Below are 15,050 nucleotides of genomic sequence, written 5' to 3' on the forward strand. Positions count from 1 at the left end.
CCGATTTAAAATTACGTAATTCTTCTAAATTTACATGTTTGTTTCAATAAAAAGCCCATGTGGGAAAAGGAAATCCGTTCGTTTGGAAACTATTTAAAGATCGAGCGAGGCTTGTCGGGCCATTCGCATGAGGCCTATTTGCGGGATGTGACCAAATTAGCTACTTATTTAGCCACTAGTTTAGGTAATGAGCTAGCCATAGCCGAGGTTCAAGAAATGCATTTATTGGCTTTTTTGAAAGATTTGCATGGTTTAGGGATAGAGGCAAGTACACAGGCTCGGTGTTTGTCGGGCATACGCTCCTTCTTTCATTTTCTCAATTTTGAGGGTAGTATTCAGCAAGATCCTACGCTGCATATTAAGAGCCCCCTGCAAGGAAGAAAATTGCCTGATACCCTTTCCTTCGATGAGATAAATTTGATTTTGGAACAAAATGATATGTCGACCCCGGAAGGTGTCCGCAATCGGGCTATGCTGGAAATGTTATATGGTGCAGGAATGCGCGTTTCCGAGTTGACTCAATTGAAATTGACAGACGTGTATGAGGATATTGGATTTTTAAAGGTGCGAGGCAAGGGAGACAAGGAACGACTGGTTCCGGCGGGGAAAGATGCTTTTCGTTATTTGAAAATCTATTTGGAATCAGTACGGTCACACATTTCCGTGAAAAAGGAAGCCTTGAATTATGTTTTTTTAAATAGGCGAGGGGGCTCTTTGAGTCGGGTGATGGTATTCCTGATTTGCAAAGATCTGGCTGCGAAAGCCGGGATTGAAAAATCGATTAGTCCACATACCTTCCGTCATTCCTTTGCCACGCATTTAATTGAGGGAGGAGCGGATCTAAGGGCTGTTCAAGAAATGCTCGGTCATGAGTCCATTCTTACTACGGAGATTTATACCCACCTTGACAGGGCTTATTTAAGTCAGATGGTGCGTGATTTTCATCCGCTGAATAGGGGAAGGGAGAATGTAGAATGTAGAATGTAGAATGTAGAATGTAGAATGAAGAATGTAGAATGAAGAATGTAGAATGTAGCATGAAGAATGTAGAATGTAGAATGTAGAATGAAGAATGTAGAATGAAGAATGTAGAATGTAGAATGGAGAATGTAGAATGGAGAATGTAGAATGGAGAATGTAGAATGTAGAATGAAGAATGTAGAATGAAGAATGTAGAATGAAAAGTTTTAATATTACAGAATAGCATGCTTTTTTAAATAAGAAATAGGAATGCTCAACATAATTCTACATTCTACATTCTTCATTCTACATCTCCTCCGGAAACGGAATAAACACAAAATTGGTAAACTGGCCATCCACCACGAAAAGGCAGGCGAATTCTTCGATGTCCTTGTAATTTTGAACAAACAGCTCCTTATTTTCTTCCGCCACCAATCCTCGTTGAAGAAATTCTTCCATGGTGGAAGCATGGTAATTCCATTTGTTTCCATTCATTTCATTGACCCCGATCAATTTTTGACCAATTTCGATGGGCCTATGAGAAGTAACAAAAATGGGAAAATCAGAAAAGCCTCTTTTCTTGATTTGATAGGATGCCTCCTTGATTAATTCGGATACCAAGATAAAATCACTGGAAATCAACCCTAAATACTTGCCATTTAAATCTGGCGAGTTGGGTGCATTGGACAGGGCTTGATAATCTTCAATCATATCTTTAACTCTTACTTAGTAACAATAATTGGATGTCTTTCACCGCTTTATGAAATAATTTGCCGATCATGGGGTGGGTGATATAACCTTTGTAGGCATAGACTCCTTTCATGAAGGATTTTCCTTGCCATAGCATTTCCTCTACACCCCCTGTTTTACCCGCCTTCAATAAAAAGGAAGTTATCAAATTACTGATAGCCAAGCTAGCTGTTTGACTCACTTGGGAGGGGATATTGGGCACACAATAGTGGATGACACCGTGTTTGGTGAAGGTAGGATTGCCTAAATTGGTCGTGAAAGATGTTTCAAAACAACCGCCTTGATCAATGCACACATCCATGATCAAGGTGCCTTCTTTCAGTTTACTGACCATTTCTTCGGTTACAATACAAGGAGTAATGCCATGGTCAGAGCGCAAGGCTCCTACTATCACTTGGGCTTCTTGTAAGGCTTTAGGTAAGTTTTCCGAATCGATCACTTGGGTGATGAGCGGAAATCCTAAACTTTGTTTCAAGCGCTGTAATTTATACATGTCTTTATCAAAAACCTGTACTTGAATGCCTGCGTGCCAAGCTGCTCGAGCCGCTTGTTCTACCACTTGACCCGATCCTAAAAGCACCATTTTGCATGGAGGAACTCCCGTAACATTTCCTAGCAATATACCAGGTTGATGCTCTTTTCTTAATATTTCAGAGGCGATGGGTAATATTAATTGCCCAGCAATTTCCGCCATGATTTTCACAAATGGAAAGCCCCCTCCATTATCTTCGGCATACTCTAAACCAATGGCTAAGATTTTCTTTTGAATTAATTTATCAATGATTTCTACTGATAAATGATGGTAGGAAGCACAGGAAATTAGGCAATTACCTAATTTCATTAATTCTATTTCTTTTTCGCTAGGTGGACTTATCTTAATGACTAAAGGGCATTGCCACACTTGAGCTATATCCTCTGTGATGGTTGCGCCTGCCAATAGGTAATCTGAATCGATGAAACCTGCTCGTTCTCCTGCCGACTTCTCAATAATGACCTCATGGCCATTGGCTACCAGTAATTGAACTGCATGAGGACTAAGTGCAATTCGATTTTCATATTTTGCATGATCTTTGGGAATTCCAATCAAGATGCTGCGCGCATTTTGTTTGGTCCAAGCCATGGCCTCCATGGGCAAGATGCCTTGTTGGGCTAATAAATCTTGAAAGGGATTCGATTCCATCATTCGTGCCAATTCGCTATAAGATGACGGTGATTTTCATCTTGAGTACTGATTAGTAATTCAATATGTGGGAAATCCCACAATTCTTCGGCTTGTTCAGGCCATTCAATGAAACAAAGATGACCAGAATCTAGGTATTCTTCAATACCAATGTCCAAAGCTTCGCGAACATTTTTCAATCGGTACAGATCAAAATGGTAGATGATATCGCCAGCCGTGTTTTGATATTCATTGACCAAAGAAAAAGTAGGACTTTGTACCGATTGTAAAACGCCCAATTGTTTCCCCATTTCTTTAATGAAAGTCGTCTTTCCAGCTCCCATTTGTCCACGAAATAGATAAACCCGTGGAAATGGTTTACTGATAGCCATCCAATCTTTGACCACGGTGGGTAAATCTTCTAAGGTGTAGCTTGCGCTAAATACTTGTTTCATTAGTCTAGGTCAATATCTCCCAATTGTGGACGAATCAATATTTCTTCCAACACGGTAGAAGGTGCCATTTGATAAGCAGCCCAAATGGTGGAGGCAATGTCATCGGCAGGAATAAATCGACTAGCGGGTAAGTTCACACCATCCCAAGAAGGGGTTAGGGTAGCTCCGGGTAAAATAGCCGTTACTTTAATCCCTTGTGTTTTTAATTCCTCTCTCAGGACTTTGGTAAAACCTAATAGGGCAAACTTACTGATGCAATAAGATCCACCTTGGGTATAAGCCGTGATGGATGCCGTGGAGCAAATGGTGAAAATATGTCCTGATTGCTTGGCCTGAAACGTAGGTAATAAGGCCCTTGTTAAATGATATGCCGAATATAAATTGGTTTCAATTTGTCGCTCTAACACATCTTCTTCCTCGTTTTGAATTTGGCCAGGAAGAAAAAATCCAGCATTGTTAATCAATACATCTACCTGATTCGTTGCGAATAAAACAAATTGAGCGAAAGCTTGAGTTTGGTCTTTTTGACTTAGGTCTGCTACAAAGGTATGCAACAAAGGACTATTGATTTCTTCTTGCAATGCGGCTAAACTTGTCGCTTTTCGGGAGCAAGTAAAGGTATTAAATCCTTCCGAGATGAATTTTTTCACTAAAGCTTTGCCAATTCCCTGACTTCCTCCGCTGATTACTACCGTTTTGTTCATTATATTTGAGTCTTATTGCGCTCAATTAATCCAACGCATGTCAAAATTAGGCAAATATTTAATCTTCCTTAGTAAGCTTTTTACAAATCCTGAGAAATTTAGGGTCTATGTTTCTTTGGTGATTCAGGAATGTATGGATATTGGGATTAACTCCCTGCTGATTGTGACCATTGTGGCTTCATTTTTAGGAGCAGTTACTTGTGTGCAGACTGCTGCGAATATGGATAATCCATTTGTTCCACAGTACATCATTAGTTTGATTGTGCGTGATTCCACATTATTAGAATTAGGTCCTACCATAACTTGTGTGGTCCTTAGTGGTAAAGTGGGGTCTAGTATTGCTGGACAACTGGGTACGATGCGCATCACGGAGCAGATTGATGCTTTAGAAGTAATGGGAATCAATTCTCAATCCTATTTAGTATTACCTAAAATTTTAGCTTCCGTCATTACTTTTCCTATGTTGGTTACTTTGGCCTGTTTCTTGGGAATTTATGGGGGTTACATTGCAGGTTGGTTGACAGGTGCTATCTCACCACAAGAATATATTCATGGCATTCAGTTTCAGTTCAAAGGGAATTATATGTTTTTCGCTTTGGTGAAATCTGTTGTATTCGCCTTTTTAATTGCTTCTATTGCTTCTTTTCAAGGTTTTTACACCAAAGGTGGGGCTTATGAAGTGGGTAAGGCAAGTACCGCAGCGGTAACTAATTCTTGTATAGCTGTTTTAATTGCTGATTATTTATTAGCCCAATTATTGGTCGGTTAAATTCGCTCTATTTTCACTTCTGTTTCTAGGCTTGACAAAGCAATACCTCGATAGGTGCCATACACCGGTGTGATTTCTTCGGGTAGGCAAGAGGCTGCCAAAGGAATGTGATTACCTGAAACAACTTCATGTTGGGTTGGATCATATCCTCTCCATCCACCTCCCGGCAAATAGACCTCCACCCAAGCATGTAGATGATGGGTTTGGTTGGGTACATCTACGGGAGCAACTCCAATGTAATATCCCGAAACAAAGCGGGTAGCTAATCCCATGGCCCGACATAATGCCGCGAAGAGAACCGCATAATCTCGACAAGAACCGCTTCGATTTTGTAAGGTGAATTCAGGACTATGCGGAGCACCTTCTTCTCGTATTTCGTAGGCAAAGTTTTGGAATATAAATTCATTTACGGCAGAGAGAAAGGCCGAAGTGTCCCAAAGAACCGCTTTGGCCAATTGCTGGGCACAAAGTTCAATTTCAGTACTAACAGTATCTTGAGCCAAATATGGACTTAAGGTTCGCTGGTAGCTAGGACTGTATTGAAGAGGTAGTTTTTGACTTTCAAAGGGGAAATAGACAAAATCAAAAGGGTTAAATTCCGTTGTTTCAACTACCGCCTCCATGTATATGCTTAGTTGGTCTGTCGGCTGCTTGAAAAATAAAATATTTTGAATATTGCCCTCTGGGTCTAAGTTTTTTGAAATTTGAACGGGTAAAGGTTGAATATCCAAACTGATGGAATTCACCGTGAGCATAGAACTTTTCCTCGGGTGTAAATAAAGGACATGGGGATCCAATGTCACTAACTCACTATATCGATAATTCAAACGGTGTTGAATGTGCGCGATCATGCAGGTTTGGGGCTAAAAGAAATGAGGCTTTCCATCCATTTTTCATCGATTTTCTCCAAAGATTTGCGCAAGGCCGTATTCCAATCGTCGGAAATGTTTTTCATGTCTTCTTTGCTCAAACGGATTTCTTTGGCATGAAAACTATTTTTTTCATAGACCACTACATCAATGGGATAATCCACATCATTGGAACTTACTTGAGTGGCATCAAACGAAAGAAAGCCCATTTTCAACGCATCTTTCAAGGAAGTGTCAGCTGTAAGGTTACGGTTTAACAAAGGCTTGCCATAATTGGAATTACCTATGATCTGGTATTTTAAACCTTCATTTATTTCAATCCAATTGCCTTCAGGAAAAATTAAAAAGAGTTTATGTTCTTTATCCTGCGACATTTGTCCACCTACAATGGCATGAAGGTTAAATTGATAACCTTCTTTTTCTAGGGTATCACGATCTTCAGAGGCAACTTTCTTTAACATATTGCCAAAGGCCGTAGCAGCTTCAAACATGAAATCATACGTAGCTTCTTCCTTTTCTATGGCTTGATTAAAATAGGTTACCGCTTTGTCTCTTACGGAGCGTAAGCCAGCGGTCATGATGAACAAGCTGTGTTTTTGAATTTCGTGAATGGAAATCTTTTTATTCGAGTAAACTTCGTTACCTGCTGTTATGCGGGTATCGGCAATGGCTACTAAACCTTCTTTAACCTTAATTCCTAGGCAAAATGTCATGGGGTGCAAATCAAAAATGTGGGCAAAAATACAAATTTTAAATGAAGGCTAGGCCTAGCTAACCGGTTTGAGGTCAAAATATGTGTTGAAAATGGTTTGACCTACTTCATTATTTTTGATTTGAAAATTATCCAAGTACTGATGTAAACCGGTATTTAAAATATCTTCAATCTCCGTGAATTCTACTTCTGACAAGAGTTTGGAGAGTTTCTTTTCAGCAGGATTAGAGAATCCAACCTCTGAGGAGGTTCCAGAGATGGCATAAAGTGAGGCTTGTGCTTCCTTTAAACAATGTACAACTGAGCGAGGGAAGTTTTTATCTAGAATTAAAAATTCCACAATATGCGTTGGATTGACCACTTTATATTGTTGCCGGAACATGTTATAAGCTGAAACGGATTTAAGTACGGCAGACCAAAGTAATAAATCCAAAGGAGAGCCAATTTCGTTGACATCAGGAAGCAGGGTGAAATATTTCACATCCAAGAAACGAGTAGTCTTATCAGCCCTTTCCAGTAATTTACCCAATTGCCCAAAATGCCATGCCTCTCCCCGGGTAATGGTGGAATCCACGATACCATAAAATAACTGACTTCCTGATTTAATTTCTTCCAAAAAGCCTTGATAGCGGGATATTTCCCAATTTTTACTGCCTTCCACTTTGTCTTTTACTTTCCAGTAAATTTGGTTGACATATTCCCACATTTCTTTAGAGATACTTTCCCGGATGGTGCGCGCATTTTCACGGGCACAATACAAACAAGAAATAATGGAGTTGGGATTTTTAATGTCAAAGGTCATGTAGTGCAATACGTTCTCTCGACTAGCCTCTGTATAATGCTCAAAGAAATTAAAGTGATCGGCGGTTGCCACGATCAGCGGTTCCCATTGTTCAGGAACATTGGGAGGAAGGTCTAAGGCAAGGTTGAAATTGACAGAGATGAAGCGGGCATAATTATCCGCTCTTTCAATGTATCGATTCATCCAATAAATGGAATTAGCAACACGACTTAACATAGGCTTTTCTTTTAATTAAATGCTTGATTTTTTCAATGATACTTAAAATTAGCCTTTTTTTTAAGAGTAGCAATTGAGGTCGACATAAAATTAGAATTGGAGACAAAATTTGGATTTTATGGGGAAGAATTTCCTCCATCTGGCCCAATTTTTGTATTTTTGGGTTAGCTTAAATTTCTTCTATGTTATACCAATCCATCATAAAGCCTCTGTTGTTTTTATTGAGTCCAGAAAAAGCTCATTATGTTGTGGCTGATAGTTTACGAGGCTTGATGAAGATTCCGGGAGTAAAGTCTATTTTCCGTTCCTTGTTTCATCTAGAAGATCCACGTTTAAACCGCACCGTTTTCGGTATACAATTTCCTAATCCTGTGGGTTTAGCCGCTGGGTTTGATAAAAATGCTTCCCTAGTGGATGAGTTTTCTAATTTGGGTTTTGGGTTTATTGAAGTGGGAACCGTAACTCCAAAAGCTCAAGATGGTAATCCCAAACCTCGTTTATTTCGCTTGCTGGCTGATGATGCCTTAATCAATCGCATGGGATTTAATAATGAGGGTTTAGATGCCATGAAAGCCAGATTGGCCAAACGAACCTCAAAGGTCATTGTGGGGGGTAATTTAGGAAAGAATAAAGTGACGCCCAATGAATTAGCTGAAGAGGATTATTGCTTGGGTTTTGAGGCTTTATTTGATGTAGTAGACTATTTTGTTGTGAATGTGAGCTCCCCCAATACCCCTAATTTACGTGATTTGCAGGAGAAGGAGCCTTTGAAGAAATTATTGAGTCGATTGCAAGATTTGAATGGCCAGAAAATAAAACCCAAGCCCATTTTATTGAAAATTGCTCCCGATTTATCCAATGCTCAGTTAGATGATGTATTGGAAATCGTTCAAGAGACAAATTTGGCTGGAATAATAGCGACCAATACGACACTCTCGAGGGAAGGATTGCAGTCGGAGCCTAGTCTAACACAAGAAACGGGTGGATTAAGTGGAAAACCTTTGACGCAGCGTTCAACAGAAGTGATTGCTTATTTGCATCAACATTCTCAGGGTAAAATACCCATCATCGGCGTAGGAGGAATACATTCAGCTGAAGATGCCTTGGATAAATTAAGAGCTGGAGCTAGCCTAGTTCAGGTATATACCGGCTTTGTTTATGAGGGCCCTTGTTTGGTCAAAAAAATCAATCGAGGAATCATTCAATCAGGTCTATAAAAATGATTTTGTAAATCGAATCAAAAAAGCGAAATTTACACAAAGCATTCATCCTACACCTTTATGGCCAAAAAGATTACTAGTCCTAGCAATACTCTCCAACTGAACTTTGAGAAGGATAGCAATAAGGAATCTGTAAAGAGGAGTGAATTATCAGGCCGTATTCGCCTCATTGTTGCCAGTTTTTTATTTCTAACCGGTATTTTACTTCTGGTAGCTTTTGTTTCTAATTTCTTCATGGGGGTTGCGGATCAAAGCGAAGTGGAACGCAGTACGCTGGATGTGATTGAGGGTTCAGATATCCCAGTGAAAAATTTGGCCGGTCTTTTAGGAGCCAAAATAGCCCATTTCTTTTTGTTCAGAACATTCGGTTGGTCTTCTATTTTATTGATTCCTTTATTTTTATTGTCGGCTTTGAAAGTCGGTTTTAGAAAAGAAATATATTCGGTAGATCGCCTTTCTTGGCAAGTACTCTTTTATGTCATTTGGGGAAGCTTAGTTGCTGGATTCTTGTCTTTTCAATTGGATTTGCCGCATTCCTTAGGCGGAGGCGTTGGATTTTTCCTCAATGAGAAATTACATCAGCTGATTGGCTATATGTCCATTTTCGTGATTTTGTTCGCGGGTTTGGTCTTCATTATTTTGTTTTATCAATTGAATCCTAAGCCTAAAGCACAAGCTCCTATTGATGTTCCAAGTGGTGAGGTGGCAGTAGAAGACCCCTTAGTAGCCAATGCAGAGGATGGGCTTTTTGAAGAAGATTTGTTTGACGAAGACCCGAGCATTCACATAGATAATGACGATTTAGAGAAATTTAGGCCTATTGTTCCTCCACTAAAAGTGAATTCGGATGTGGAAGAATTGGTCTTAGATGAAGAATTAGCCACTGAAGAAGTTCCTGAAGCTCCGGTAGAGGATGATTTAACCTTTACCTACAAAGTGGCCGAGGTTGACCCGAATGCGCCTGTGGAAGAAGTGGAAGAATTAAATACCGAAACAAAGGCCAATGATTTAGTTGCGCAATTTGGATTATACGACCCTACGGCTGATTTACCTAAGTACCAATACCCAACCATGGATTTATTGAAGGAGTATGATGTGAAAAATCAGACGACTCAGGTTACTATGGATGAGTTGAAGGAAAATAAGGAGAAAATCGTTGAGACCTTGCAATATTATGGCATAGGTATTTCCAAGATTGAAGCCACGATTGGACCAACAGTTACTTTGTATGAGATTGTGCCAAAAGCGGGTGTTCGAGTGAGTAAGATTACTTCCTTGGAAGATGATTTATCACTTTCCTTAGCCGCCATGGGGGTTCGTATCATTGGTCAAATGCCTGGTAAGAATACGATTGGAATTGAGGTAGCGAATAAGAACCGAGAAATGGTGCCTGTTCGTGCGGTGATTGGTTCAGAGAAATTCCAAAAATCGAATTTCGATTTGCCCATCACTTTGGGTAAAACCATTTCCAATGAGATTTTTGTAGCTGATTTGGCTAAAATGCCTCACTTATTGATGGCAGGAGCAACAGGTCAAGGTAAGTCGGTAGGTCTGAATATGTTATTGACTTCCTTGATATACAAGAAACACCCAGCCACCTTGAAGTTTGTGTTGGTTGACCCTAAGAAGGTGGAATTGTCTTTATTCAATAAGTTAGAAAGGCATTTCTTGGCATGTTTACCTGATTCGGAAGAGGCGATTATTACGGATACCAAGAAAGTAGTAAGTACCTTAAATTCCTTATGTAAGGAAATGGACTTACGTTACGACAAATTGAAAGATGCTGGTTGTAGAAATATCAAGGAATACAACCAGAAGTTCATTAATCGCCGATTGAATCCCAATGAACATGATTTCATGCCATACATCGTGTTGGTGATTGATGAGTTGGCTGATTTGATGTTGACTGCAGGAAAAGAGGTAGAACATCCCATTGCTCGATTGGCACAATTAGCCCGTGCTATTGGTATTCACTTGGTAGTGGCCACACAGCGTCCTTCGGTGAATGTCATTACGGGTACGATCAAGGCGAACTTCCCAGCCCGACTTTCCTTCAAGGTTATGTCCAAGATTGACTCTAGGACTATTTTGGATGCAGGTGGAGCGGATCAATTGGTCGGACAAGGAGACATGCTTTTGTCGATGGGATCTGAAGTGATACGTTTACAATGTGCTTTTGTGGATACGCCAGAGGTAGAAGAAATTTGTGAGTTTATTGGAAATCAACAGGGATATGCCTCGGCATATTTATTGCCAGAGCCTGATTCAGAGGAAACAGGTGGACAGGAACGAGGAGACATGGATTTGAGTAACCGTGATTCCTTTTTTGATGAAGCGGCTAGGTTGGTGGTGATGCATCAGCAGGGATCTACCTCATTGATACAACGTAAATTAAAATTGGGCTATAACCGGGCAGGCAGACTGATTGATCAGTTAGAAGCTGCCGGTATTGTAGGTTCATTTGGAGGATCAAAGGCCCGTGATGTCTTAGTCAAAAGTGAGACCGAATTGGAAGAGATTTTGAGAAATTTATAAACATAACCATGAAGAAAATTATTGCAATTGTTGTCGGAGTTTGTTTTAGTACCCTCAGTTTTGCGCAAGCGAATAAAGCCATTGGCTACATAGATGGAATGCAAAAGAAGTATAAGGCCATGGCTTCTTTTGCGGCTAGTTTTTCTTACGCTACAGATGGAGGTCCTGCGATGAATGGGTCTATTTCTGTTAAGGGGACTAAATTTCGTTTAAAGACAGCTGGACAAGAGATTTTTAATAATGGCAAGGAAGTATCCACCTACATTAAAGAAATCAATGAGGTGAACGTATCGGCCTTTGATCCCTCAGATAATGATTTGAATCCGGCTAAGATTTATTCGTTTGACAAAAAAGCTTATAAAATCTCATTAGCAGGGGAGGCAGGATCAATAGCCACAGTAGAATTGGTGCCGACTTCCAAAACGGCTCAGATGCAAAAAATCAGCATCAAGATTAACACGGCAGATAAGTCGGTGAAGGAATGGACTATCACCAATAAGGCTGGTAAAAAACAAAACTTCAAAGTGTTGAAGATTGAGTCTAAATCCTTAGATGATAAGTATTTTACTTTTGACAAAAAGCAATATCCAGGGGTAGAGGTGAATGATTTGAGGTAGGAGTAATAGTGGTTAGGGATTAGTGTTTAGGGATTAGTTATTCCGTGTTTGGTGGTAAGGTAGAGGAGAAATAGTGATTAGTGTTTAGGGATTAGGGATTAGTTATTCGTGTTTAATGGTAAGGTAGAGGAATAATAGGGATTAGTGTTTAGGGATTAGTTATTCCGTGTTTGGTGGTAAGGTAGAGGATTAATAGGGATTAGTGTTTAGAGATTAGTTATTCGTGTTTATTGGTAAGGTAGAGGAGTAATATTGTTGATTTAAGGAAAATCAATAATCTTCATGCGAGATCCAAATAAAAAAGAGGCTACCTGATAAGGTAGCCTCTTTTCATTTATTAAATTCTTTTTCTCTGAACTAGGTCAAAACACTAAATCTTAGCTTTGTCCCTTAGTACCTCCATCTATTCCCCAACTACTAACCCCTAATCCCTACCCCCTAATCCCTAACCCCTAATCCCTAACCCCTAATCCCTAAACACTATAAAACCAATTGCTTCAAAATCTCCAATCCATCGATATTCGATAAATCAGGATCTGCAGCGCGCTCTGGGTGAGGCATCATGCCAATCACATTGTGGCCCTCATTGCATATTCCTGCGATGTTAAATAGGCTGCCATTGGGGTTGGAGGCATCATTTACCTGACCGTTTTCATCGCAGTAGTAAAATAAGATTTGATCCTTAGCTTTTAATTCTTCCAAGGTTTTTTCATCAGCAAAATAACGACCTTCCGCATGTGCGATCGGTATTTTGTATGCCTTGTTAAGATCTAAAGACTGCGTAATCAAGGATTGATTGGTAGCTGCTTTTAAGTAAATATTTTTGGAAATGAATTTTTGAGAATTGTTTCTCAATAATACACCCGGTAATAAGTGCGCCTCTACCAATACCTGAAATCCATTGCAAATACCCATCAAATATCCACCATCATTGGCATGCTTGATGACATTGTCCATAATCGGCGAAAAACGGGCAATAGCACCCGAACGTAAGTAATCTCCATAAGAGAATCCACCTGGTAAAATGATGAAATCACAGTTTTGAAGACTGGTTTCTTTATGCCAAAGCTTCACTGCTTGATGACCTAAACTTTCAATGACACCAACGGTATCATCATCACAATTGGAACCAGGAAATACTACTACGCCAAATTTCATAAGATGCTATTAAATATGACCACAAAAATAGCGGTTTTTGTTCAGAATTCCCCGATTAAATTTGCTTTTCTACTTGGAATAAAAAATGCTCAAAGTCCCATTGGGGTGCTTCGGTCAACTTAATTTGCTGCCAGGTGTCGGTAGGATGAATTCTTTCCCCTAAGCCTTGGCCATGTTTTATTTCAATCGGTAGATCCAAATCTCCTGGCACATTTTTCCATTTATAACGCAAGGTATAGACGCCATTGGCTTCTTTTAATTGATAAATTAAGGTTGGAATATCTGCCCGATTCAGGTAATAGCTCATGATGGCTTTGACATTTCGTTTCAGTTTCTTCTCAAAGAAATTGAGGACCTCTTCGGCATTGGTATTTTTATGGTAAAAGCTCAAACAAAAGTCTTTGATGGTGCTGAACCAAAGTTTATCATCAGCCACGATGGAACGCAATGTATGAAACATCCAGGTCCCTTTAAAATACATATCTGAATCTGGACTTTGGTAATTGACTCCGTAGGGACCAATGATTGGAAAGCGATTTTTGATGTTGTTTTTTTGTCCGTTCAAATACAATTGAGCTTGTTCCTTGCCCGATTTTTCTTCTAGATAAATGGCTTCAGCATAGGTACCTAGCGCCTCATGTATCCAAAGGTCGGCATGGTCGGTACAAGAGATGGAATTTCCAAACCACTCATGGGCCGACTCATGTACAATGATGAAGTCGAAACCATAGGCATTGTTTTTATAATGGTTACCATACGCCACCGCACTTTGATGCTCCATGCCCCAGTAATCCGTTTCTACAAGCGCATAGCCATCCTTGGGGAAAGGGTAGGGGCCAAAGTATTTTTCAAAAATGCGCAACATTTCCTGACTTTGTTGGAAGTGCTTTTTCGCAATTTCCTCATTGTTTTTTAATACATAATAACCCAAATCTAAGGGCTTACCATTCAATTGAATCATTTTTTCTGACCAATGGGCATAGTCGGCAATGTTGACAGACACATTGTAGGAATTGATGCGATATTGTACTTTCCAGTGATATTCCGTTCCTGTTTCTGTGGCTTTACTTTCAATTAAGTTGCCATTGGATACCGCCATCAATCCTTTGGGCGCCTCAATGCGAATGTCCATGGATTCAGGTTCATCGCCGGGGTGATCCTTGCATGGCCACCAAACAGATGCACCTAATCCTTCACATGATACAGTTACCCAGGGTTTACCCGAGGGGTCTTTGGTCCAGGAGAACCCACCATCCCAGGGTGGTCTTACCGCTTTGCGAGGTTGTCCTTGGTAGAATATCTGAATCCGATGTTTTTGTTTCACAAATAAAGCTCGAGGAAAATCAATGAAGATGGCATTCCCATCTCGGTGGTATTTCAAGGCTTTATTCTCGAATAAAATTCGGTCAATGTTCATGTTTTGAAATAAATCCACTTGAATTTGCTGGGTTTTTTCCTTGACAAGAAAAGAGATGATATTGGAGCCTGTTATATAGGTTTTTTCTGGGTCTACTTTTACTTTCAAATCATAATGCAACACGTCATACGAAGTACGAGCAGGACGTAAACTGCCGCGTAGGCTATCTGCATGTGTGAATGATTTTTGGGCAGAGAGGCCCAATGAAATGCTCAATAGAAATAATAAAAGGTTTTTTTTAAACGTGCTGAATGTCATAAAGGTATAGTTAAAACTTCTATATTATTTAGTACGGCGAAAGCTTGTAAAGGTAAATACTAATAATTCAATGGGCAGATTCTGTGACGGCAATTCAATTGGAGTGTAATTAGATTTTACTAGAATAGAATTTTCAAATTCCCATTTACTTAATGCTTTACCGTTAGAGTCCAATAAAGATATCTTAAGTAGTTTTTTGAAGGTTATTTCATTTTCGCTAAGCAATATTTGCCTGAATATTTGCGTCAATTCTGGATTAGCCCCAATGCCTTTTTTCAGCCTGATAAAATCATACTTCTTGTTTTCGGATGATTCAAGATTATTAAAATCTAAACCAGCGATTTCTTGAAAATACATCTCTAGTTTGCCAAATTCTACTTTGAAATAAAAGCCAGGATTGGGATTATCGGTCATGATGTACGATTGTTAAAGGGTAAAAGTAGCCAAGA

15 protein-coding genes are annotated in these 15,050 nt (G+C 39.7%); 5 read left to right on the top strand and 10 right to left on the bottom strand.

Features of this window, described 5'->3' with window-relative positions; all coding sequences use genetic code 11:
* Positions 1 to 57: 57 nt before the first annotated feature.
* A complete protein-coding gene (xerD, locus tag SKC36_RS11540; protein WP_459465974.1) occupies positions 58 to 987 on the top strand; it encodes a site-specific tyrosine recombinase XerD in 930 nt (309 codons plus the stop codon).
* Positions 988 to 1,266: 279 nt separating this feature from the next.
* On the opposite strand, the gene SKC36_RS11545 is transcribed toward xerD, so the two are convergent.
* Genes SKC36_RS11545 through SKC36_RS11560 form a run of 4 tightly spaced genes read right to left on the bottom strand, consistent with a single transcriptional unit; the run spans position 1,267 to position 4,028 of the window.
* The gene (locus SKC36_RS11545) at positions 1,267 to 1,671 is read right to left on the bottom strand and encodes a hypothetical protein (RefSeq protein WP_459465975.1); all 405 of its coding nucleotides are present in this window, start codon (positions 1,669 to 1,671) and stop codon (positions 1,267 to 1,269) included.
* A gap of 4 nt (positions 1,672 to 1,675) precedes the next feature.
* A complete protein-coding gene (locus SKC36_RS11550) occupies positions 1,676 to 2,893 on the bottom strand; it encodes an alanine dehydrogenase (RefSeq protein WP_459454670.1) in 1,218 nt (405 codons plus the stop codon).
* Positions 2,890 to 3,324 (bottom strand): tRNA (adenosine(37)-N6)-threonylcarbamoyltransferase complex ATPase subunit type 1 TsaE, encoded by a 435-nt coding sequence (gene tsaE / locus SKC36_RS11555; protein ID WP_459454669.1) that lies wholly within the window; start codon positions 3,322 to 3,324, stop codon positions 2,890 to 2,892. The genes SKC36_RS11550 and tsaE overlap by 4 nt, the downstream gene beginning before the upstream one ends.
* Complete coding sequence (locus tag SKC36_RS11560; RefSeq protein ID WP_459465976.1) at positions 3,324 to 4,028, bottom strand: SDR family oxidoreductase; 705 nt, start codon at positions 4,026 to 4,028, stop codon at positions 3,324 to 3,326. Before SKC36_RS11560 ends, tsaE begins: the two co-directional genes overlap by 1 nt.
* 37 nt (positions 4,029 to 4,065) lie before the next feature.
* Between SKC36_RS11560 and SKC36_RS11565 the strand changes: the two genes are divergently transcribed.
* Positions 4,066 to 4,797: an MlaE family ABC transporter permease gene (locus SKC36_RS11565; protein ID WP_459454667.1), complete on the top strand. Its 732-nt coding sequence runs from the start codon at positions 4,066 to 4,068 to the stop codon at positions 4,795 to 4,797.
* On the opposite strand, the gene SKC36_RS11570 is transcribed toward SKC36_RS11565, so the two are convergent.
* From SKC36_RS11570 to SKC36_RS11580, 3 genes are read right to left on the bottom strand one after another with little or no spacing between them, the layout of a single operon-like run.
* On the bottom strand, positions 4,794 to 5,648 hold the full coding sequence (locus tag SKC36_RS11570; protein ID WP_459465977.1) for a transglutaminase family protein: 855 nt from the start codon (positions 5,646 to 5,648) through the stop codon (positions 4,794 to 4,796). The two genes, SKC36_RS11565 and SKC36_RS11570, sit on opposite strands and share 4 nt — an antisense overlap.
* Entirely contained in the window at positions 5,645 to 6,379 is a 735-nt protein-coding gene (locus tag SKC36_RS11575; protein ID WP_459454665.1) for a peptidase, read from the bottom strand. The genes SKC36_RS11570 and SKC36_RS11575 overlap by 4 nt, the downstream gene beginning before the upstream one ends.
* 54 nt (positions 6,380 to 6,433) lie before the next feature.
* Positions 6,434 to 7,396: an alpha-E domain-containing protein gene (locus SKC36_RS11580; RefSeq protein WP_459454664.1), complete on the bottom strand. Its 963-nt coding sequence runs from the start codon at positions 7,394 to 7,396 to the stop codon at positions 6,434 to 6,436.
* A 182-nt stretch (positions 7,397 to 7,578) separates the two neighbouring features.
* Between SKC36_RS11580 and SKC36_RS11585 the strand changes: the two genes are divergently transcribed.
* From SKC36_RS11585 to SKC36_RS11595, 3 genes are all read left to right on the top strand, one after another.
* Positions 7,579 to 8,613, top strand: coding sequence for a quinone-dependent dihydroorotate dehydrogenase (locus tag SKC36_RS11585; RefSeq protein ID WP_459465978.1), 1,035 nt, complete (start codon positions 7,579 to 7,581; stop codon positions 8,611 to 8,613).
* 63 nt (positions 8,614 to 8,676) lie between these two features.
* Positions 8,677 to 11,151, top strand: a complete 2,475-nt coding sequence (locus tag SKC36_RS11590; protein ID WP_459465979.1) for an FtsK/SpoIIIE family DNA translocase — start codon at positions 8,677 to 8,679, stop codon at positions 11,149 to 11,151.
* 8 nt (positions 11,152 to 11,159) lie between these two features.
* Positions 11,160 to 11,768: a LolA family protein gene (locus SKC36_RS11595; protein WP_459465980.1), complete on the top strand. Its 609-nt coding sequence runs from the start codon at positions 11,160 to 11,162 to the stop codon at positions 11,766 to 11,768.
* Positions 11,769 to 12,248: 480 nt separating this feature from the next.
* Here the strand turns inward: SKC36_RS11595 and purQ are convergent, their stop codons facing one another.
* From purQ to SKC36_RS11610, 3 genes are read right to left on the bottom strand one after another with little or no spacing between them, the layout of a single operon-like run.
* Positions 12,249 to 12,926 carry a phosphoribosylformylglycinamidine synthase I gene (gene purQ, locus SKC36_RS11600; protein ID WP_459465981.1) on the bottom strand — a complete coding sequence of 226 codons (678 nt, stop codon included), beginning with the start codon at positions 12,924 to 12,926 and terminating at the stop codon, positions 12,249 to 12,251.
* 55 nt (positions 12,927 to 12,981) lie between these two features.
* The gene (locus tag SKC36_RS11605) at positions 12,982 to 14,601 is read right to left on the bottom strand and encodes a M1 family metallopeptidase (RefSeq protein ID WP_459465982.1); all 1,620 of its coding nucleotides are present in this window, start codon (positions 14,599 to 14,601) and stop codon (positions 12,982 to 12,984) included.
* Positions 14,602 to 14,625: 24 nt separating this feature from the next.
* Complete coding sequence (locus tag SKC36_RS11610; protein WP_459465983.1) at positions 14,626 to 15,015, bottom strand: phage tail protein; 390 nt, start codon at positions 15,013 to 15,015, stop codon at positions 14,626 to 14,628.
* Positions 15,016 to 15,050: the final 35 nt, after the last annotated feature.

Source organism: Aquirufa sp. OSTEICH-129A, assembly GCF_054558355.1.